The sequence below is a fragment of the Photobacterium sp. S4TG1 genome, from assembly GCF_036040035.1.
In the GTDB taxonomy this organism is placed as follows: Bacteria; Pseudomonadota; Gammaproteobacteria; order Enterobacterales; family Vibrionaceae; genus Photobacterium.
Genome location: NZ_JAYXUH010000027.1, coordinates 1 through 21,310, shown reverse-complemented (window position 1 = coordinate 21,310; position 21,310 = coordinate 1). Strand labels below are relative to the sequence as shown.

Below are 21,310 nucleotides of genomic sequence, written 5' to 3'. Positions count from 1 at the left end.
GCTATCAAACTGCGCTATTCACCGACTTAATTCTTTTCGAGAAGCGTTATTAACTAACATATTCTCTGATAATAATGGTTGTATAAACCACTACTTTTTAAATAGTGGTCGGTGAAGAGGGATTCGAACCCCCGACCCTCTGGTCCCAAACCAGATGCGCTACCAAACTGCGCTATTCACCGACTAATTCTTTTTTAGAAACGCTGCTAGAAGGGTCAACCCTCTGGTCCGCTATTCCTAACATCAGAGATGCGCTATCAAACTGCGCTATTCACCGACATTTCAACGCGCTGTGCGTCGTTGAGGTCGCTTATAATACTCGCCATTTTTATTTTAGCAACCCCTATACGGTATTTTTTTTGTAACTAAAATATATGCGCATTAAACCAGCAATTTTAAAGGGCAACGGTAACTTATTCTGTATGAAATACAATCAACTACCCATTTTTACTGTAATTCTGAAACCTTAATGATAAATATCATTACACGATATAGTTGATATTAGGTGAATTTCAGAGCTTAAACCCTTAAATATCTACCTTTATCTTTCTTAATATATTCACTTTTGTTTCAATTAAGCACAGGTATACTAAAATTATTGCTTAATTATAGTGAGCCTATTATGTCTAATAATGAATTAGATCTCTTTAAAGAGATGATGGCCGACGTAGCGCCGATAAAACAAGATACTGTTTTGATCCAACAAAAATACCAAATATCTGAATCTCAACTCGCTCGACGTCTTGCGGCACAAACATTGGCAAACGGTAATATTGATTATCTCTCTCTTGATAACGCCAATATGGTCAAACCTGATGACATGATTGAGTTTAAACGAGATGGCGTCCAATTAGCTGTATTTAAGAAAATGCGACAAGGAAAATATGATATTCATGCTCGTTTAGATCTTCATAAAAAGACCTTATCTCAAGCTCGTGATGAAGTTCTGGCTTTTTTAAAACAATCCCAACGTTTAGATATTCGCACCGTTATGATTGTTCATGGAAAAGGAGAACGAAGTAACCCTCCTGCATTAATGAAAAGTTTTGTCACTACATGGCTAGAACAAATTTCGGATGTACTTTGTTTTCATTCGGCACTACGTCAGCATGGTGGAACGGGAGCGCTCTACGTTATGATCAAAAAAAGTGCAGAAAAGAAACAACAAACTCGAGATCGACATTTAAACCATCGTGATGCTTAATAACACACAAGCAAAACAACTAACAACTAACAACTAACACATTGATAATGTTTAAAAGACGCTATTAAGCAAATGGTAAGATAAATATATCCTAGGGTTAAATTGTTTTGAATTTATTTATCACACAATTTAAGTAAAGTCGCCGCCCTAGGAGATTTATTCATGAATTCAGAAATACGCCCAATGCTGTTAATGCTAGTATCTACCTTTAGCTTATCAGTAACAGGATTGTTAGCTAAATGGCTAACCCACAGCTTTGACCCTGCATGGCTATGCTTTTTTCGTCTTTTATTCCCAGCCATTCTAGCTTTCTGGTTAATGATGATCACCCAATGGTCACAACCCAATAAACAAGCCTGGAGTGGTTTAATTGTACGTGGTATCTGTATTACAGGTAGCCAACTTTGTTTCCTTGCATCAATTAAACACCTTAGTCTTGTTGAAGCCGTTGTTTTATTTGGTACCAGTCCTTTATTTGTTCCAATTTTAGAACGTATCTTTTTTAAAACACCGATCAAGCGCCTAATTATTCTTAATTTAGCTATTACCTTTACAGGATTACTGTTCATTGCGGGTAATCTTGAACAGATGAAGTTTGGTGGTAGTTTATTATTAGGTTTAGCCGGCGGTATTTTTAATGCTGGCTCACAAGTTGCAATGTATCGTTCAAGTAAGAGTAATCTAACGCCTTTAGGTGTAAGTGCTTGGAGCTTTATTGTTGCTTCAATCTGTTTATTGCCATTTTTAATGCTATCTCCAATGACAACGGCTGTGGAGTGGCACACACTAACGGGCTGGCAACATCCTTTATTGTTACTATTGCTATTTATGGCGGTATGTACGGTTAATACTCAAGTATTCCGCGCTAAAGCTTATCAGCTCGCAGAATCAGGTTCGCAATTAGCACCGATTATCTTTACTAATTTAATTTTCTCAGCAATTTGGCAATTCATGTTCTTTAACCATCCAATGTCATGGAACAAAATTGTAGGTGTCAGCTTAATTATACTAGCGACGATCTTAAATACTTTTGTGCCGATTTGGTTACGTAACAAAAGATGCCAACCTAACTGCTAATATAGAAAAGCCGAACTAAGTTCGGCTATTTTTGAACAATATTTCAATAATTAAGCTAACCACACTACGCGTAATGCCAATCCTAATAGTACGATTCCAGATAACCGATCGATCATCTGAGCTTTCGTTCTTAAAATAGTGAGAACCCGAGGATAAGATAAAATACTCGCAATTAACGTATACCATAATCCATCCACCAATAGTGGCGTGGAAACAATAATCACTTTTGATGAAACTTCATTACCGACTGCGACAAATTGGCTAAACAATGCGAGAAAGAATAACGCTAATTTAGGATTAAATAACGAGATCATCACCCCATCACGCGCAGCTTCAAGCAATGAACTTGATTGTCCTTGTGCTAATTTAGCCGCAACACCGCCTTTAGAACGTAATGCATTAAATCCTAAATAAGCCAAATACCCTGCACCAGCATAACTGATACTAGTAAATAGCAATGGTGATTGATGCAAAACGACCGCTAATCCCAATAGGGTGAGTAATGCGTAACATCCCACGCCACAAGAATGAGCCCAAGCACAAACAATGCCATGCCACCGTCCACCAGAGAGGCTATGTTTGGCCACTACCGCTAAACTAGGACCAGGTGACATCGCACCTAATAAACAAACGAGTAATAAAGAAAGCCAAATACTGATAGTCATTGTTAATTTCCTTTTATCAATGAATATATCGGGATCCTTTATTACCCCAATGCGTTATTACTGGTTAGTCTTGTTTTGCGATAGTTGCAAAATGACCACTGGTTAATACGACTAAATCTCGAGCGGCCAATTCTATTTCCAAGCCACGACGTCCAGCACTGACACAAATAGTCTCAAACTGCTCGGCACTACTGTCAACAAATGTTGGTAAGCGTTTTTTCTGCCCTAAAGGACTAATACCACCCACAATATAGCCTGTCACTTTTTCGGCTAATTTAGGATCTGCCATTTCTGCTTTTTTACCACCCGCAGCTTTAGCGGCCGCCTTTAGATCTAGCATGCCAGCAACTGGTACGACGGCAACGGCCAAGTTCTTAGGATCACCATTTAATGCAAATAATAGTGTTTTAAATACTCGGTGAGGATCTAATCCTAAAATTTCAGCAGCCTCATGACCAAAGTTATTATTAGCAGGATCATGTTCATATTGGTGAACTTGAAATTCAATTTTATTTTTTTTTGCTAATTTAATTGCAGGTGTCATAACATTTTCTCTTACAACATGATTAATCAAACAGTTGTAATTAGCTCCCCTTTTTATTTCACATCAAATCCATCAAAGAAGCTAACCACATCTGTTTACCAAAAACGAACTATATACCGAGATATATTTTTTAAAAAGCATAAAAAAAACGGCGCTGAAAATTCAGCGCCGTAAAAAATGAATTTAAATAATAGTCATTACTTATTTATAAATGATCTCACCTTTTGGCGCGTATTTATTAACGTCAATTGGGCTATTATTTTGTAAAAATTCTTTTAAAACTTCTGCATCAACAAATCCAGTATTAACATAACCTGAGTGATGACTAACTTTGGGATAACCATCGCCTCCCGCAGCATTAAAACTTGGTACCGTAAAGCGGTAAGTTTTATCCATTAATACTGGTTTGCCACCAATTTTCACGTCACTCACTTTCCCTTTAGCAACCGTCATACTAATGCCATAAAATTGCGCATAAGCACCAGAATCAATAGGCTTAGTTGCGACAACATTTAAATAGTCTAGAACGTCTTTCCCTGACATATCAATATAAGACACAATATTGCCAAAGGGTTGTACTGTCAGCACATCTTTATAGGTAATATCGCCACCAGCAATAGAATCTCGTACACCACCGGAGTTCATTACCGCGAAATCAGCTTTCGCACGTTGCATGTGTGATGCTGCAATAAGGCGTCCTAAGTTAGTTTGCTTAAAACGCACCACATTACGGTCACCTTCTAACTTGCCGTTAGACTCAGCAATTTTAACCGTCAGTTGTTCTTGACCTTTTTCTTGAAATGGCGTTAAAAACGATAGTACTTCTGGATTTTGTTGAATTTCATTTTGAATAAACACCCGTTTTTGAGTGCCGTCTTCTAATTTGATTTTTTTCTTTAAATTCACAGGAATTAAATCATAACTAATCAGATTTAATTCACCATTTTGAAATTCAAAATCAGCACGCCCAACGTATTTGCCCCATTCATGAGCTTGGACTATCCATGTTCCATTTTGTTGATCAGGCGTACATTTATCACCAGGCTTAAAGTTGTTATTGGTTTTATTTGGCCCTTCCATACAAACAGGTTCTTGTGAGTGACCACCAACAATCATATCAAGATCGCCATCATCCATATAACGCGCCAGTGCAACATCACCAGGCGCATTAATACCGCGTTGACCATCTTCATAGTGACCCATATGCGTCGCAGCAATGATAACGTCTGGCTTTTCATTTTGTTCAAGCTCAGCGATCACACGCTTAGCTTCAGCTTTTGGGTCTCGAAATTCAATAGCACCGATATATTCTGGGTTACCAATTTTTGCAGTATCTTCAGTCGTTAATCCAATAACCGCGATTTTGATCCCTTGCTGTTCAAAAATCTGATATGGCTTAAATAAACGTTCACCGGTTTTTTTATCGTAAATATTAGCCGATAGCATTGGAAACTTGGCCCACTGTTGCTGCTTACGTAAGACATCAAGTGGGTTATCAAATTCATGGTTACCTAATGCCATCGCATCGTAACCTAGCATATTCATGCCTTTAAAATCCGGTTCGGCGTCTTGTAAATCTGACTCTGGTACGCCCGTATTAATATCACCACCTGAAAGCAATAATGTGGTGCCACCTTCAGCTTTTACTTCTGCACGAATATTATCTAACAACGTTTTACGTGCAGCCATTCCATACTCACCATTTTGGTTTTGCCAAAAACGACCATGGTTATCATTAGTATGCAAAATAGTAATACGATAGGTTTTATCTGCACTCCATTTTGTCGCAGTATCTGCTGCTGATGTTGCACAACCAGATAGCACAGCAAGTAGCGCTGCAGTTAATGCAGTTTTAGCAAATAGACGTTGTTTCATGTTATCCACCTTAACGATTTTAATCATCGACACCACCATTTTTGATAGTGAAATTCGACTAAAATTGATGCAAAAATAATCGTGTCATTTGATTAAATAGTAATAATAAATAACAGCTTAAAATAATTGCGCTCAGTGTAAGTGAATCGAAAACAACCATGTCTATAGCGTCACTATTTTGCAATCAAGATCACTGTTACAACATTCAAAACCAATAGTGGATCACAAACCATAAAAAAAGCTCAAACACTGCCGAGCTTTTTTAAAAAATATTGAGCAAATTTAGTCACTCATATTAGTTACTTTATATCTAAAATACTTTTTCAAATTTAGTCGCTGAACGGCGAATAAAAATAGCAACCAACGCTGAAATGGCTAAAAAGAAACAGTAGTAAGAATGAGAAACTATTTCTAAAGGTGAAAGCTTAAACACAGACCCTAATAACAAAGCTTGCGCACCGTAAGGTAACACGCCTTGAATGACACAAGAGAAGATATCCAACAGGCTAGCAGAACGACGCGCTGTTACCCCATTTTCTTGAGCTAATTCACGAGCTACACCACCAGACACAATAATTGCGACGGTATTATTTGCTGTACAACAGTTAGTTAAACTGACTAAGCTCGCAATGCCTAACTCACTTGCGCGTGAATTTTCTACAGCACTATGCTTTGAACTAAACTTACCAATCACACGGCTAATTAGTTGAGTTAAAAATGCCAAGCCACCTTGCTGACGCATAAGTTCACTCACACCACCAATCAACATTGAAAGTAAGAAGATTTCTTGCATGTTGCCAAAACCACTATAAATATCTTTACCAAATGTAGTTAAGCTATAGTCATCAATCGAGAATAAGCCAACACCACCAGCAAGTACGATACCCAAACTCAACACAACAAAAACGTTCACCCCAGAAACAGCAAGGATCAAAATGGTGATATAAGGTAAAACCTTAAGCCATTCTATAGGGTTAGCAGCAGGCAATGTCGTCACTGAGCTACTAAAAGCAAATAACACCATCGTCACAATTGCTGCAGGTAACGCTATTTTAATATTTTCACGGAACTTATCTTTCATCTGACAACCTTGAGAACGGGTTGCAGCTATCGTCGTATCTGAAATAATCGACAAGTTATCACCAAACATTGCACCACTAAGAACAACACCAGCCGTTAATGCTACATCCATTCCAGCCGCTTGAGCGATACCTAATGCCACAGGAGCTACAGCAGCAATAGTGCCCATAGACGTGCCCATTGAGGTAGCAATAAACGCTGAAATAACAAAAATACCTGGTAAAATCATACTCGCAGGCAATATAGCCATACCTAAGTTTACCGTTGCATCAACACCACCAGAAGCCTTAGCAACCGCCGCAAAAGCACCTGCTAATAAATAAATCATGCACATTGCAATAATATCGCTATGACCAACGCCACGGATAAATTGTTCTATCGCTTTATTTAATTTTTCTTTGCTCAGCAAAATAGCCACGATTACAGCAGGTAATGCCGCAACGGGTGAAGGTAATTGATAAAATGCGAAGTCGACACCTTGATAAGTAAGGTAACTACCGACACCGATAAATAAGGATAAAAAGATCCCCAATGGCAGCAATGCCAATGCTGAAGGTGTAATTACTGCTGGTTTAGTTGTGTTTGACATGCTGATAATGAATATCTATTTTAGAATTTCCCTTAGGTTAATGGGATGTGTCATCACTGTCAACATCTAGACGTCTAAACATCCATATGCGCAATAATAACGCCCCGTCAAAAACCGTCAAAAAAACATTTACGCCAATATTTTGACTATATTTCCCGTCACTAGCGCCAAAAAAAAGTCATAAAATATCAACACCTTACCCCAATTAAAATAAAATATTTAATCATAGCTGAATCAATTGTAATGCCAGTTAGAATTTGCTCTCATAGGGTATATTTTTACTCATGAGATGAACTAATGCAGTTTTCACTCAAACAAAAACTGATCATTGCTAGCGTATCTGCGGTGATAATAATGGCAACAGCATTAACATGGTTAGCTGCCAAGCAACTCGATAATGAGACTCACGCCAGTACCTCAGAGCGTGCTCATAGTATTGCCTCTACAGCAACAATAGGTATTGCCGACTGGATGAATATTCGCCGTGCAATTACACAATCATTCGATAAATATTATGATCAACCCAACAGTGTGATGTTTTTAGAGCAAGCACGTAAAAGCGGTGGTTTTGATGATATTTATTTTGGTGCCGTAGATGGCGCCATGGAGCGATCACATCCTGAACGTAATCGTGCTGACTACGATCCACGTACTCGACCTTGGTATCGCGATGCACAAACAGCGGGCAAACAAATCATTACCACCGCTTATAAAGATGCGATTACTAATGCTTTATTAGTCACGATAGCTCAGCCATTACAGGCTAAAGGCAAAATGATGGGCGTTGTAGGTGCTGATGTACTTATTGAACAATTAATCAATGATGTTATTAGTCTTGATGTTGGTGACAATGCTCTTGCCATGTTGATCAATAAACAAGATGGTACTTTTCTCGCTCACCCGAATAAGCAACTATTACTCAAACCATTGGCGCAATACAGTAACCAATTAACATTAGCCAATATTGAACAGCAGATTGCAACGAACAAATCCCAAAGCTTAACCATAAATGGCCACCAGAAAGTATTCTATTTTTCTAATGTACCGAATACGGACTGGATTTTAGCGTTAGAAATGGATCGAGCAACAGAAGAAGCCAATTACTATTCAGCGTTACAACAGTTAGTTATTACCGCAATCGTTATTACACTACTAGTGATTGCGGCCTTAACAGTATTGGTTAACTTCCTATTCCGCGATCTTAATCGAGTATCGGCGGCCTTAGCTGAAATTGCGACAGGCGAAGGTGATTTAACCCGTCGTCTTGAACCACACAGCAATGATGAAGTGGGTCAATTAGCACATAACTTCAACTTATTTGTGAGTAATCTACACAGTATGCTGACGCGTTTAAGTCTCGTATCTAGCACCTTAAACCAACAGTCACATATTACAGCTTCTCAAGCAGAAGAACGCAGTACTCGTATTCAATTTCAACAAGATGAAATTAATATGGTGGCGACGGCAATTAATGAGATGGCAGCCGCTACCCATGAAATTGCGTCAAATGCAGAAAATACTGCTCGCACCTCAGAAGAAACGGTGATTGCTTCAGGCCATGGCAGCGTCCAAGTTAACCAAAGCCAACAATCAATCGCGAGTCTTGCCCAAGAAGTAGAAACGGCAACGGGTGTGATCAGCGCATTAAACAGCCATGCACAAAGTATCAATACAATTCTTTCGACAATTCAAGGTATTGCAGAGCAAACCAATTTATTAGCCCTTAATGCGGCTATCGAAGCGGCACGCGCAGGAGAACAAGGACGAGGTTTTGCTGTTGTTGCTGATGAAGTTAGAGTATTGAGTCAACGCACCCATGCTTCAACCCAAGAAATTCAACAGATGATCGAAACACTGCAACAGACCACCAGCCAAGCGGTGGGAATCATGGATGATAGCCGTCATTTAGCAGAAACCAGTGTTGATGATGCTAATTCGGCCTCTGCAAGTTTGTCTCAAATCACAACGGCGGTGAATAACATCAGTGATATGGCAACACAAATTGCTTCTGCCGCAGAAGAACAGTCATCTGTAACATCGGAAATAACTCGTAACACTGAGGGAATTCGTGATGTATCAAATGAGTTAGCAATAGAGGCTAATGAAGCAGCAAAACAAGCGGCGGAGTTGTCGACGTTATCGCATGAACTACAACAAGAAATTAATCGATTTAAACTGTAATTATTCGCTATACCGTTAATAACCGACAATAAAGGCTTGCCTACCCTACTACTCGTTGAAGCTAGAAACAGAGTAGCAAGCCTTTATTTTTATACTTTAATTCACTACCAATTTACTTAATCATATTAAACACAATCGCACCTACCGCTAAACACCCCATCAATAAGATGAAATACGTACTTATTTTACCGCGATAGATTTTTAAACTTTCAATATGATATACCGCCAGCATAGGCATTAAAAATAGAATCATCGCAATCACAGGTCCAGACAACGCTTCCATCATACCTAAAATGCTTGGGTTCATTACCGCTGCAAACCAAATGCTGATAAACATCACAACAATGCCGATCTTATCAATGGTCTTTAATGATAAAGAAGTCTGCTTAGCAACTAAGCCATTAAAACTCTCACGAGCCCCCATGAAATGCCCTAAGAACGACGATGTAATTGCAATAAAAGCAATTAATGGCCCCAAAATCATAATAAAAGGACTGTCTTCAACATTGGCTAAATACGATAACACTGACACATTATCCACTTTTGCTTGCTGAAGCTGTTCTGGCGTTAAGCTTAATACACATGAAAAAACAAAAAACAGTACAAACGCAATTAACATCACTGATGTGCGTTTTAAAATGGTTTCTGATTTAGTATGTGCTTGTTCACCATATTGACGACGTTGAGCATTAACAAAACCAGAGACTACTGGTGTATAACTAAATGCAAATACAACCACTGGAATTGCTAACCATAATGATGCACTTAAATCACCAATACTTTGATTAAGGCTAAAATTAGGCATATGCCAACTTGGAATCAGATAAATTGAAATACCCGCTAAAATAAATGCCAATGGGTAAACAATCATACTAAAGACTCGCAGCATGGTTTTTTCACCGGCAAGCATAATCGCAATCATACCAAACACTAATCCGCCCGAGAGTAAAATACGTGACGGTGGAGCCATATTTAACTGGTGTACCATAAAGCTATCAACCGTATTGGTTAAGCCGACACCGTATATAAGTAATATAGGAAAGATAGACAGAAAATAAAGCAGTGAGATTAAGCGTCCATAGCGCTGACCAAAGTGCTCTTCAACAACATCGGTAAAATCTGCATCTTTTTGCGTTGATGATAAAACAAACCGAGCCAACCCGCGATGAGCCCAAAATGTCATAGGCCCTGCCAATAATGCCATGATCACTAATGACCAAAAACCACCAGAACCAATATTAATCGGCAAAAATAAAATGCCAGCACCAACGGAGGTCCCAAATAAGCTTAACATCCAACTAGTGTCATGCTTAGTCCAACGAGACGAAACGGTTGTGGCTTCAGATGCGGAAAGATCTTGTGATATTGACACGGTAACTCACTACGACTTAATAAAACTGGCCATCAGTATGAAACGAGCATCGACAAGACTCAAAAAAAGAGTGACACAGATCACCCTAAAATAACAGAGTTCAATATCTTAAAATCACTAATAAAGCAACAATAAGCGATATATTAAACTACTTTTATGGTTGCATTTTAGAATAAACAACCAAAATTTTTAATTAAACAATTTTTTCAACATCGCGTGATTTTTACACAAAAAAACCCTATGAACAGAATTCATAGGGTCAAAAAGCTATCTCTAATAGATAATTAGTTCACTTCGATTGGTGCAAAACTTTTAATTAAATCATCTAATTGTTTAATTTGCGCAAGGAAAGGCTCAAGCTTATCAAGTGGGAAAGCAGATGGACCATCACAACGTGCAGAATCTGGCGTTGGGTGGGCTTCCATAAATAAACCAGCAATACCTGTCGCGATACCTGAACGTGCAAGATCAATAGTTTGCTCACGACGACCACCAGATGCAGCACCAAGAGGATCGCGACATTGAAGTGCGTGTGTTACATCAAAAATAATTGGGCTACCGTTTGATGCTTTTTTCATTACATCAAAGCCAAGCATATCAACCACAAGGTTATCATAACCATGCAATACGCCACGCTCACATAGAATCACATTGTGGTTATCGCACTCAGCAAACTTCTCAACGATATTACCCACTTGGCCAGGGCTCATAAACTGTGGTTTTTTCACATTGATCACAGCGCCCGTTTTTGCCATCGCTTCAACAAGATCAGTCTGGCGAGCAAGGAAAGCGGGTAGCTGAATAACATCAACCACATCAGCAACAACTTGAGCTTGTTCTTTTTCGTGGATATCAGTGATGATTTTCACACCAAAAGTATCTTTTAGTTCTTGGAAGATTTTTAAACCTTCTTCTAAGCCAGGACCACGGTACGAATGTACAGATGAGCGGTTAGCTTTATCAAAAGACGCTTTAAATACGAAAGGAATACCCAATTTATTGGTTACTTCTACGTAGTGCTCACAAATTTTCATCGCTAAATCGCGCGACTCTAGCACATTCATACCACCAAAAAGGACGAATGGCTTATCGTTAGCAACATCAATATCACCAACACGAACAATTTTTTGTTGCATCATATTTATCTTCTCATCTAGTGCAAGGTAAGAGGCTCTTCATATAGAGCATCCACTTGAAGTTTAAGTAAATCAGCGGCGGGATCTTCAGGGCATTGTTCAATAAAGTAAGAATAATCTACCGCAGCTGCATGAAGGCAATCTAGTTGCTGGTAAATATAGCCCCGATCACGAATTTCGTGTGGATCGCCTGGATTTAATACGAGTGCCAAATCACTACAGCGTAATGCATCAGTAAATTGTTCTTCTCGTAATAACGCACTTTTCATTACCGTTAACCAACGCGATAAAATGACGTTATTTTGCTGCTCATCAAGATATTCAGATTTAAATTCAGCAAAGGGTCCACGATGACCAATTAGCCAACTGCGTAAAACATGCGTACTAACGAACTCACCATCAAATGGATTAATGTATTGAATATCATCTTTCGACCATACAACTTTCAGTAAAAATTGGGTCGGAAAACCAACATTTTCCACCGGTAATTCAAGCTGCTTAGCTAAATACAACAAAATCGCCCCTAAACTAACGGGAATCCCTTTGCGTCGCTCTAACACTTTATCTAAAAAGGCATTATCTGATGAAAAATATTGTTGAAGATCACCCTGAAATCCCCACTCACGATAGAACAGTCGTAATAAACCATCCAAACGTAAACGAGGGTTAACTTCTCCCATTAATGTTTGTTCAGCTTCTTGCGCTAACTGTGTCAAACGTAACTGGACCCAAGTACTTGGAAAATCAGTCTCGACTTCAGCCATGAAAGCAATCGCGCCATCAACCAACGGCATCTGATTAAGCTCTTGTTCATTAAATGGCATCATGATAGTACCTGTATTAGCCTAAGATCGGTGTTTTAGTGATCGCTAATTGTGCCGCTAACACTAGCCACCCAATTGCCCCTAAAAAGGCAAACGTCTTAAAGACTTTATTCTTTCCATGATGAAGAGTGAAATAACCTAAAGCTATATATGCAAAAACACAGGTTAATTTTTCTGTTAACCAGCCATTACCTGCCGTAAATGGCATAAAACCAGTAATAAAGATTAATGCAACCCCTGAGGCCAACATGATTGTATCAACAACATGAGGGGTAATTTTAAAGAATTTTTTCTGTATCATTGATGAGTTTGCCATCACCATGATATAGCGCGCGACAAATAATAAGACACTTAGTGCAATAGCAGTAAGGTGGATGTGTTTCATTGCCATATACATCATTATTAATGATCTCCTTGCCAGCAACCCATCGTGACACGATCGAGTCCAGCATAATCCTGACATGTTGATACCTGTACATAGCCTAATTGCTCTAGAATCATTCGAACGGCAACGCCTTGTTCAAAACCATGTTCCATGAGTAACCAGCCATCAGGTAATAAATATTGGCGTCCATACTGGCTAATAATACGAATATCAGCGAGTCCGTTATCACTAGCAACTAACGCACTTTTAGGTTCAAAACGTACGTCACCTTCAATCAAATGTGGATCCGCTTCATCTATATAAGGCGGATTACTGACAATGACGGCAAATTGAGGTTGTTGTTCAAGTGGGGAGTACCAACTACCGCTTAAAAAACGACTATTGGTAATATCTAATCTGTGACTATTTTCAGTGGCCAAGGCAACAGCTTCTGGACGTAAATCAATTCCAGTAACAGCAATATCCGCACGTTCAGATGCGATAGCTAAAGCAATAGCACCAGTACCTGTACCTAAATCAAGAACCTGACATTGATGCGCTGGAATTTTCTCTAACGCGAGCTCAACCAGTCTTTCAGTATCAGGACGAGGTATTAATGTCGATGGTGACACTTTTAGTGGTAATGACCAAAACTCACGCTCACCGACTATATAAGCAATCGGCTCCCCCGCCATACGACGCGATAATAGCGTTGAAAACAATTCAAACTGCGTATCATCAAGTTGTTTTTCAGGCCAGGTTAATAAATAACTGCGTGGTTTATCAAGTACATGGCAGAGCAAAACTGCACTGTCTAACTGCGGGCTATTAGAGCCCGCAGTCGCAAGTTGTGCACTGGTCTGTTGTAATAAACATTCAATGCTACGTGGCATTAGTTTTGCTCAGCCATTGCTGCAAGCTGATCCGCTTGGTATTCAGTAAATACAGGTTGGATCAATGCATCTAAGTCACCTTCCATCACTTCATTCAAACGGTAAAGTGTTAGCGTAATACGGTGATCAGAAACACGACCTTGCGGGTAGTTATAAGTACGAATACGGTCAGAACGATCACCTGAGCCTAACAAGTTACGACGAGTACTTGCTTCTGCTTCATGACGACGTTCTTCTTCCGCTTTAATAATACGCGCAGCAAGAACAGACATTGCTTTCGCTTTGTTCTTATGTTGTGAACGTTCATCTTGACACTCAACCACAATACCGGTTGGTAAGTGAGTAATACGAATTGCAGAATCTGTGGTGTTAACGTGCTGACCACCTGCGCCAGATGAGCGGAAAGTATCGATTCTTAAATCACCTGCGTTAATATCTGGAATTTCAGCTTCTGGAATTTCAGGTAAAATTGCGATAGTACAAGCAGAGGTATGTACGCGGCCTTGAGATTCAGTTGCTGGTACACGTTGTACACGGTGGCCGCCTGACTCAAATTTTAATACGCCATAAGCGCCATCGCCGTTTACTTTAGCAATCATCTCTTTGTAACCGCCTTGCTCTGAACGGTTTTCATTGATGATCTCCATACGCCAACCGCGACGCTCAGCATATTTACTGTACATACGGAACAGGTCACCCGCGAAAATACCCGCTTCATCGCCACCAGCACCTGCGCGAATTTCAACGAAACAGTTACGATCATCATTAGGATCTTTAGGAATCAATAATAGTTGTAACTCATCCGCTAAACGTTCAATTTCAGCTTTTGCATCTTTGATTTCTTCTTGTGCCATTTCACGCATTTCAGCGTCATCTTCTTGCGCCATTTCTTCTGCGGCTTCAAGATCATCTTTCGCTTGCTGGTACGCTTGGAAACACTTGGTCACTTCTTCAAGTTGAGAATACTCTTTTGAAAGTGCGCGGAATCGGTTTTGATCACTAAGAACACTAGGATCACCCAATAAATGTTGAACTTCTTCATAACGTTCAACGAGCGTTTCTAATTTAACTAAAATTGATTGCTTCATAATCTTCTAATTAGGGTGCGGAGTGAAGGCCAAAGCCATCAACTACTAATCGTTATAGGAATCCAGCCCGAGTGCTTCACGGATCACAACCAATTTGTCAGATTCACCATCTTTGGCGACCTGTTGCATGGCTTTCGTCGGGGCATGGATAAGCTTATTGGTTAATTTATTACTCAATTCGACCAAGGCTTTTTCCGGATCGGTGCCATTGGCGATTGCTTGTAAGCTGCGTTGTAACAGCTCATTTTTTATTGCTTCGGCATATTGACGATAGTCACGAATACTATCCACCGCTTCCAGTGAACGTAGCCACTGTAAAAAAGCAATACTTTCTTCAGTTATTATCGCCTCAGCTTGAATCGCAGCGACTTTACGTTGCTCGCGATTTTTCTCGACAATCGAATGCAGATCATCAACAGAATATAAATAGACATCATTAAGATCGCCTACCTGTGATTCAATATCACGAGGTACAGCAATATCAACAAATAGCATTGGCTGATTACGACGTTGCTTCAACGCCACTTCTACCATGCCTTTACCGACAATTGGTAACGGACTTGCCGTTGAGCTAATCACAATATCAGCACAATGAAGATGATTAGGAATATCTTCTAAACTAATCACTTCAGCGCCAAACTCTCGCGCAAGATTAACCGCGCGTTCACGAGTTCGATTGGCAACAATTAAACGGTTACAGCCTTGTTCGACAGCATGACGAGCAACCAATTCAATGGTTTCTCCGGCTCCAATGAGCAACATTGTCACGCCAGATAAAGCTTCAAAAATTTGTCTAGCCAACGAACATGCAGCATAAGCAACAGACACCGCATTGCCACCAATATCAGTTTCAGTGCGTACTCGCTTTGCAACAGTAAACGTTTTTTGAAACAATTTTTCTAAGGTACCAACCACAGTTCCATTGTTTTTTGATTCCGAATAAGACTGCTTCACCTGTCCTAGGATTTGCGGTTCGCCTAATACTAACGAATCTAAGCCACATGCCACACGCATTAAATGTCGCGCAGCGGCTTGTTGTTCATGAAAATACAGGCTTGGCATCAATTCTTCGGCTGTGATCTGATGAAATTTGGTCAACCAGTCAATAATCACACCCGGTCCTGACTGTGATAATTCACAGTAAACTTCAGTACGGTTGCATGTCGATACAATAACCGCACTAGATACCTCAGGATGGTTTTTAAGCTCCTGCAGTGCCAAAGACAGTTTTTCAGGAGAAAAAGCTACCTTCTCACGCAAATCAACAGAAGCTGTTTTGTGGTTGATTCCTAATGCAAGCAAGGTCATGGAAACAGTATACCCACTTTGGCAGTGAAAAAATCTAAGGTGCAGATTTTACTTGATGCCATGTCGTAATAAAAGACAACAGACGTAATCAATCCATAATGACACCATTTTTATCGTTTTTTAGCCACCTTATTAGCTTCGTTAGGGGGTATAATTTGGCATTCGATTAAATTATCGCTATTGTTTTGACTCATTCTGATAGAGATCCCCTATGATGATATTGCGTAATCTTGTTAAAAATATCACTTGCACGATGGTAATGCCGCCATTCAAAAAGGTGGTTACAACGCATCAAAAAAAATGGATCAGCACATTTTTTGCTTTGTCGTTATCATTACTTGCAGGTTGTGCTCAACAACCAACAATCACACACAAAGCGGATTGGGAACTTCATAAAGCGCAATTACAGCAACTCACCAACTACCATGCTCAAGGTGTCTTTGGTTATATTAGCCCACAACAACGGGTGACGCTGTCCTTTAATTGGCAAAACCAACCTGATGATTATCAACTTATTTTAACTAAAATGTATAAAACGGTCCTCAAGCTAGACGCTCGACCTAATGCAGTAACCCTGACTGATCCAGATGGTAAAACCTACCATGGCACTAACGCTGCACAACTCGTACAACAACTCACTGGTATTAGTTTACCGTTACAACAGATGCAAGACTGGTTAATAGGCTTACCCACAGGAGCGGATAATTACCTCCTCAACAAAAACGACCAAGTCGCCTTTTTAACCAAAAAAATAGCCGGCCGCACTTGGGAGATGCATTACAGTACTTATGACAATACTCAGGTACCATCACTGCCAACATTAATGACCTTAAAACAAGGGAATTTAACCATAAAAATAAAAGTATCCCAGTGGAAAACTGAGCAATAACGCCTGATTTATTAATATTTAAACTTACGTAACAATGAGTTATTTTCATGAACCACAACGCCAAATTTAATATTGCCACTCAGTGGCCAGCGCCTGCAAAACTTAACCTTTTTCTTTATATAACAGGTCAGCGAGACAATGGTTATCATGACTTACAAACGTTATTTCAGTTTGTGGATTATGGCGATACGTTAACCATTACAGCCAGTCAAGATAATGACATCATCCTGACCCCCTCTATCACAGGTGTAGCTACCGAGGATAATTTAATTTACCGTGCAGCCGTTGCTCTACGCCAAGCTGCACAAGTAAATTGGGGAGCCGAGATCCACATTGATAAAATTTTACCAATGGGAGGTGGTTTAGGTGGCGGTTCATCAAATGCAGCAACAACCTTAGTCGCATTAAATTTTTTATGGCAAACGAATTTATCTGTGGATGAACTTGCCGCTATAGGCTTAAAACTAGGAGCCGATGTTCCTGTTTTTGTTCGTGGTCACAGTGCATTCGCTGAAGGTATTGGTGAAAAATTACACCCTGCATTACCGCAAGAAAAATGGTATCTCATCGCTAAACCCGATATTAGCATCGCAACTGCTGAAATTTTCAACCATCCACAGCTACCACGCAATACCAAAAAACGCAGCTTAAATGCCCTATTATGTGGGGTTTACGAAAACGATTGCGAAAAAATTGTAAGAAGTCTTAATCCCGAGGTTGATCAGGCGCTTTCATGGCTGTTAGAATATGCACCGTCAAGATTAACTGGTACTGGCGCTTGTGTGTTTGCTGAATGCGACACAGAGCAAAATGCTAATGACATTTTGAATAATTTACCTGACTGGCTCCAGGGATTTGTCGCAAAAGGTGTTAACGTATCTCCTTTGATGACAACGCTAGCCACATATTCTATGGATTGTCAGTAATTACAACTTGGACGCAACCTGAGGTTTACACCGTGCCTGATATGAAGCTGTTTGCTGGTAACGCTACACCAGAACTAGCCCAACGCATCGCTGATCGTCTTTATATTTCATTAGGAGACGCAACGGTTGACCGTTTCTCCGATGGTGAAGTATGTGTGCAAATTAATGAAAACGTGCGTGGTAGCGACGTATTCATTATTCAATCAACTTGTGCACCAACTAACGACAACCTAATGGAACTGGTTGTTATGATCGATGCATTACGTCGTGCTTCTGCAGGTCGTATTACTGCTGTGATTCCATACTTCGGTTATGCGCGTCAAGATCGTCGTGTACGTTCTGCTCGTGTGCCAATCACTGCCAAAGTTGTTGCTGACTTCCTTTCTAATGTAGGTGTTGACCGTGTACTAACGGTTGATCTACACGCTGAACAAATTCAAGGTTTCTTTGACGTTCCAGTAGATAACGTATTTGGTAGCCCTGTACTACTAGAAGATATGTTAGCGAAAGACCTACAAGATCCAGTGGTTGTTTCTCCAGATATCGGTGGTGTTGTACGTGCACGTGCTATCGCTAAGCTATTAGATGATACTGATATTGCTATTATCGATAAGCGTCGTCCACGTGCTAACGTTTCTCAAGTTATGCACCTAATCGGTGATGTTGAAGGTCGCGATTGTATTATCGTTGATGACATGATCGATACCGGCGGTACACTATGTAAAGCCGCTGAAGCACTAAAAGAACGTGGTGCTAAACGTGTATTTGCGTACGCGACTCACCCTGTATTCTCAGGTAGTGCACTACAAAACATCACTGAATCTGTGATTGACGAAATCATTGTGACTGACTCAATTCCACTAACAAAAGAAATTGCTGCAACAGGTAAAGTATCAGTACTTACGCTGTCAGGCATGCTAGCTGAAGCGATTCGTCGTATCAGCAACGAAGAATCAATTTCTGCGATGTTTGAGCACTAATCACATTTGATTAAAATGAGATTTATCTCAGCTAAATAAAAACCAACGCCTCGCTTTTGCGGGGCGTTTTATTTTTTATTGACGGCTGAAAACCCGATCACCGCAGAGTCGTATCAATTTCACTTGATTTAGTATAATATAGCGCGCGTTTTGAACCCGACTATTGCTCGGTTTAACCATTACAGTGGTCATCACAAAACGCTATCACTACTGCTATATGACAAGAGAGACAAGCGTGAGTAATAATATTCGGTTACTTGTCGGCCTGGCAAACCCTGGCCAAGAGTATGCACAAACCCGCCATAATGCTGGTGCATGGGTCGTTGAAGAACTAGCTCGAGTCCATAACGTTACCCTACGTCAAGACCCAAAATATTTTGGTCTAACAGGCAGGATCACAACTAATGGTCAAGATCTTCGCTTGTTGATCCCAACCACATTCATGAATTTATCGGGTAAGTCAGTTGCAGCGCTCGCTAATTTTTTCCAAATTAAACCGGAAGAAATTTTAGTGGCACATGATGAACTTGACTTACCTCCTGGTGTTGCCAAATTTAAAAAAGGCGGTGGTCACGGTGGTCATAATGGACTACGTGATATCATTAGCAAAATGGGCAACAACAAAGATTTCTATCGCCTAAGGATTGCCATTGGCCACCCAGGCGATAAAAATAAAGTCGCTGGCTACGTGCTAGGAAAAGCACCAGCCAAAGATCAAGAACTTATTAATGCCGCTGTTGATGAATCAGTACGCTGCATTGATGTGCTTCTAAAAGACGGCCTCAGTAAGGCACAAAATCGTCTTCATTCATTCAAGGCAGAATAGCGCACTGGTAACAGTACTATTTTGTCGTTATAGACTCACCATTGAGTACTATAGTTGAGTTGTTACAGAATAATCACCAAAAGGGTTACAAGCCATGGGTTTTAAATGCGGTATCGTAGGTCTACCAAACGTTGGTAAGTCAACACTGTTCAATGCCTTAACAAAAGCAGGCATCGAAGCAGCTAACTTCCCATTCTGTACTATCGAGCCAAACACAGGTGTTGTACCTGTGCCAGATCCTCGCATGGATGCATTAGCAGTTTTCGTTAAACCAGAACGTATTCTGCCAACCACAATGGAATTTGTAGACATCGCAGGCCTTGTTGCTGGTGCGTCTAAAGGTGAAGGTCTTGGTAACAAGTTCCTAGCTAACATTCGTGAGACTGATGCTATTGGTCACGTTGTTCGTTGTTTTGAAAATGACAACATCGTTCACGTTGCTGGCCGTATTGACCCTCTTGAAGATATCGATATCATCAACCTTGAATTAGCAATGGCTGACCTTGATACTTGTGAGCGCGCGATTTTCCGTTTAGCTAAGCGTGCTAAAGGCGGCGATAACGACGCTAAGTTTGAGATCAAAGTATTAGAAAAAATGCTGCCATTATTAACTGATGGTGTAATGCTACGTTCAATGGAACTAAGCAAAGAAGAAAAAGCAGCGGTTGATTACCTGCACTTCTTAACGCTAAAGCCAACGATGTATATTGCTAACGTTAATGATGATGGTTTTGAAAATAACCCATTCCTAGACAAAGTAATTGAGCGTGCTGCAACAGAAAACGCGATTGTTGTGCCTATCTGTGCTGCTATGGAATCTGAAATCGCAGAACTTGACGATGAAGATCGTGAAGAGTTCTTGGCCGACATGGGTATCGAAGAACCAGGTCTTAACCGTGTTATTCGTTCGGGTTATGAACTACTATCACTACAAACCTACTTCACTGCTGGTGTTAAAGAAGTGCGTGCTTGGACTATCCCTGTTGGTGCAACAGCACCAAAAGCTGCGGGTGTTATCCACACAGACTTTGAAAAAGGCTTTATTCGCGCAGAAGTTATCGGCTACGATGATTACATCGAATGCGGCGGCGAATCAGCAGCAAAAGATGCGGGTAAATGGCGTCTAGAAGGTAAAGATTACATCGTTAAAGATGGTGATGTAGTACATTTCCGCTTCAACGTATAATTGTTTATATTCAATTAATATTGATATAACGATGAATTGATGAATAAGCCAGCATTACGCTGGCTTATTTTTTATCACTTCACATTCAAAAATAAATCAGCGCTAGGTCACAGTTTTAATTATTGGTAGCTGACAATTCATATATCAGTTTGCGATTCGCCCAGTTCGCCCAAATAACCGACGAACAAACGAATTTTCGCTGTTTTTCAAAAAAAACTATTGACGGTTTTAGCTGGTATGAGCATAATGCGCCCCGTTCCCAACGAAGCAGCTCACTAAGAGCAGTGGATATTGGAAGCAAAA

At 40.1% G+C, this 21,310-nt stretch carries 19 protein-coding genes and 1 tRNA gene; 8 read left to right on the top strand and 12 right to left on the bottom strand.

The genetic code is table 11. The annotated features are described in order from the left end of the window. Positions 1-105 precede the first annotated feature (105 nt). Positions 106-182, bottom strand: a tRNA-Pro gene (locus VXS03_RS19540). A 440-nt stretch (positions 183-622) separates the two neighbouring features. Here VXS03_RS19540 and smrA point away from each other — a divergent pair. Both smrA and VXS03_RS19530 read left to right on the top strand, forming a co-directional pair. Next, on the top strand, positions 623-1,204 hold the full coding sequence (gene smrA, locus VXS03_RS19535; RefSeq protein ID WP_442957468.1) for a DNA endonuclease SmrA: 582 nt from the start codon (positions 623-625) through the stop codon (positions 1,202-1,204). Between the two features lie 162 nt (positions 1,205-1,366). After that, positions 1,367-2,281: a DMT family transporter gene (locus tag VXS03_RS19530; RefSeq protein ID WP_327765484.1), complete on the top strand. Its 915-nt coding sequence runs from the start codon at positions 1,367-1,369 to the stop codon at positions 2,279-2,281. A 50-nt stretch (positions 2,282-2,331) separates the two neighbouring features. Here the strand turns inward: VXS03_RS19530 and VXS03_RS19525 are convergent, their stop codons facing one another. The 4 genes from VXS03_RS19525 to VXS03_RS19510 form a co-directional block, all read right to left on the bottom strand. After that, positions 2,332-2,946, bottom strand: coding sequence for a LysE family translocator (locus VXS03_RS19525; RefSeq protein ID WP_327765483.1), 615 nt, complete (start codon positions 2,944-2,946; stop codon positions 2,332-2,334). A gap of 64 nt (positions 2,947-3,010) precedes the next feature. After that, positions 3,011-3,490, bottom strand: coding sequence for a Cys-tRNA(Pro) deacylase (gene ybaK, locus VXS03_RS19520; protein WP_327765482.1), 480 nt, complete (start codon positions 3,488-3,490; stop codon positions 3,011-3,013). Between the two features lie 201 nt (positions 3,491-3,691). Beyond that, on the bottom strand, positions 3,692-5,365 hold the full coding sequence (ushA, locus tag VXS03_RS19515; protein WP_327765481.1) for a bifunctional UDP-sugar hydrolase/5'-nucleotidase UshA: 1,674 nt from the start codon (positions 5,363-5,365) through the stop codon (positions 3,692-3,694). A 310-nt stretch (positions 5,366-5,675) separates the two neighbouring features. Beyond that, complete coding sequence (locus tag VXS03_RS19510) at positions 5,676-7,034, bottom strand: Na+/H+ antiporter NhaC family protein (protein WP_327765480.1); 1,359 nt, start codon at positions 7,032-7,034, stop codon at positions 5,676-5,678. 297 nt (positions 7,035-7,331) lie between these two features. On the opposite strand from VXS03_RS19510, the gene VXS03_RS19505 reads away from it, so the two are divergent. Beyond that, positions 7,332-9,215: a methyl-accepting chemotaxis protein gene (locus tag VXS03_RS19505; protein ID WP_327765479.1), complete on the top strand. Its 1,884-nt coding sequence runs from the start codon at positions 7,332-7,334 to the stop codon at positions 9,213-9,215. 112 nt (positions 9,216-9,327) lie between these two features. Here VXS03_RS19505 and VXS03_RS19500 read toward each other — a convergent pair whose 3' ends face one another. The 7 genes from VXS03_RS19500 to hemA all read right to left on the bottom strand — a co-directional run bounded on the left by VXS03_RS19500 (position 9,328) and on the right by hemA (position 16,200). Then, a complete protein-coding gene (locus VXS03_RS19500; protein WP_442957467.1) occupies positions 9,328-10,587 on the bottom strand; it encodes an HAAAP family serine/threonine permease in 1,260 nt (419 codons plus the stop codon). Between the two features lie 284 nt (positions 10,588-10,871). Continuing rightward, positions 10,872-11,726, bottom strand: a complete 855-nt coding sequence (gene kdsA, locus VXS03_RS19495; RefSeq protein WP_327765478.1) for a 3-deoxy-8-phosphooctulonate synthase — start codon at positions 11,724-11,726, stop codon at positions 10,872-10,874. Between the two features lie 14 nt (positions 11,727-11,740). Then, positions 11,741-12,550, bottom strand: a complete 810-nt coding sequence (locus tag VXS03_RS19490) for a SirB1 family protein (RefSeq protein WP_327765477.1) — start codon at positions 12,548-12,550, stop codon at positions 11,741-11,743. 13 nt (positions 12,551-12,563) lie between these two features. Beyond that, on the bottom strand, positions 12,564-12,944 hold the full coding sequence (locus VXS03_RS19485; protein ID WP_327765485.1) for a SirB2 family protein: 381 nt from the start codon (positions 12,942-12,944) through the stop codon (positions 12,564-12,566). Positions 12,945-12,949: 5 nt separating this feature from the next. After that, the gene (prmC, locus tag VXS03_RS19480) at positions 12,950-13,804 is read right to left on the bottom strand and encodes a peptide chain release factor N(5)-glutamine methyltransferase (protein WP_327765476.1); all 855 of its coding nucleotides are present in this window, start codon (positions 13,802-13,804) and stop codon (positions 12,950-12,952) included. Next, positions 13,804-14,892 (bottom strand): peptide chain release factor 1, encoded by a 1,089-nt coding sequence (prfA, locus tag VXS03_RS19475; protein ID WP_327765475.1) that lies wholly within the window; start codon positions 14,890-14,892, stop codon positions 13,804-13,806. Before prfA ends, prmC begins: the two co-directional genes overlap by 1 nt. 45 nt (positions 14,893-14,937) lie before the next feature. Next, complete coding sequence (hemA, locus tag VXS03_RS19470; protein WP_327765474.1) at positions 14,938-16,200, bottom strand: glutamyl-tRNA reductase; 1,263 nt, start codon at positions 16,198-16,200, stop codon at positions 14,938-14,940. 211 nt (positions 16,201-16,411) lie between these two features. Here hemA and lolB point away from each other — a divergent pair, with 211 nt between their 5' ends. The 5 genes from lolB (at position 16,412) to ychF (ending at position 21,007) form a co-directional block, all read left to right on the top strand. After that, entirely contained in the window at positions 16,412-17,089 is a 678-nt protein-coding gene (gene lolB / locus VXS03_RS19465) for a lipoprotein insertase outer membrane protein LolB (RefSeq protein WP_327765473.1), read from the top strand. 47 nt (positions 17,090-17,136) lie between these two features. Then, positions 17,137-18,015, top strand: coding sequence for a 4-(cytidine 5'-diphospho)-2-C-methyl-D-erythritol kinase (gene ispE, locus VXS03_RS19460; protein WP_327765472.1), 879 nt, complete (start codon positions 17,137-17,139; stop codon positions 18,013-18,015). A gap of 32 nt (positions 18,016-18,047) precedes the next feature. Beyond that, on the top strand, positions 18,048-18,995 hold the full coding sequence (locus VXS03_RS19455; protein WP_036793517.1) for a ribose-phosphate pyrophosphokinase: 948 nt from the start codon (positions 18,048-18,050) through the stop codon (positions 18,993-18,995). A gap of 235 nt (positions 18,996-19,230) precedes the next feature. Then, positions 19,231-19,821: an aminoacyl-tRNA hydrolase gene (pth, locus tag VXS03_RS19450; RefSeq protein ID WP_080158107.1), complete on the top strand. Its 591-nt coding sequence runs from the start codon at positions 19,231-19,233 to the stop codon at positions 19,819-19,821. A 94-nt stretch (positions 19,822-19,915) separates the two neighbouring features. Next, positions 19,916-21,007 (top strand): redox-regulated ATPase YchF, encoded by a 1,092-nt coding sequence (gene ychF / locus VXS03_RS19445; protein ID WP_297483739.1) that lies wholly within the window; start codon positions 19,916-19,918, stop codon positions 21,005-21,007. Positions 21,008-21,310: the final 303 nt, after the last annotated feature.

Bases quoted from the DNA above. Each gene is read 5' to 3' on its own strand.
- smrA (WP_442957468.1), top strand. From the start codon at position 623: ATGTCTAATAATGAATTAGATCTCTTTAAAGAGATGATGGCCGACGTA.
- VXS03_RS19530 (WP_327765484.1), top strand. From the start codon at position 1,367: ATGAATTCAGAAATACGCCCAATGCTGTTAATGCTAGTATCTACCTTT.
- VXS03_RS19525 (WP_327765483.1), bottom strand. From the start codon at position 2,946: ATGACTATCAGTATTTGGCTTTCTTTATTACTCGTTTGTTTATTAGGT.
- ybaK (WP_327765482.1), bottom strand. From the start codon at position 3,490: ATGACACCTGCAATTAAATTAGCAAAAAAAAATAAAATTGAATTTCAA.
- ushA (WP_327765481.1), bottom strand. From the start codon at position 5,365: ATGAAACAACGTCTATTTGCTAAAACTGCATTAACTGCAGCGCTACTT.
- VXS03_RS19510 (WP_327765480.1), bottom strand. From the start codon at position 7,034: ATGTCAAACACAACTAAACCAGCAGTAATTACACCTTCAGCATTGGCA.
- VXS03_RS19505 (WP_327765479.1), top strand. From the start codon at position 7,332: ATGCAGTTTTCACTCAAACAAAAACTGATCATTGCTAGCGTATCTGCG.
- kdsA (WP_327765478.1), bottom strand. From the start codon at position 11,726: ATGATGCAACAAAAAATTGTTCGTGTTGGTGATATTGATGTTGCTAAC.
- VXS03_RS19490 (WP_327765477.1), bottom strand. From the start codon at position 12,550: ATGATGCCATTTAATGAACAAGAGCTTAATCAGATGCCGTTGGTTGAT.
- VXS03_RS19485 (WP_327765485.1), bottom strand. From the start codon at position 12,944: ATGTATATGGCAATGAAACACATCCACCTTACTGCTATTGCACTAAGT.
- prmC (WP_327765476.1), bottom strand. From the start codon at position 13,804: ATGCCACGTAGCATTGAATGTTTATTACAACAGACCAGTGCACAACTT.
- prfA (WP_327765475.1), bottom strand. From the start codon at position 14,892: ATGAAGCAATCAATTTTAGTTAAATTAGAAACGCTCGTTGAACGTTAT.
- hemA (WP_327765474.1), bottom strand. From the start codon at position 16,200: ATGACCTTGCTTGCATTAGGAATCAACCACAAAACAGCTTCTGTTGAT.
- lolB (WP_327765473.1), top strand. From the start codon at position 16,412: ATGATGATATTGCGTAATCTTGTTAAAAATATCACTTGCACGATGGTA.
- ispE (WP_327765472.1), top strand. From the start codon at position 17,137: ATGAACCACAACGCCAAATTTAATATTGCCACTCAGTGGCCAGCGCCT.
- ychF (WP_297483739.1), top strand. From the start codon at position 19,916: ATGGGTTTTAAATGCGGTATCGTAGGTCTACCAAACGTTGGTAAGTCA.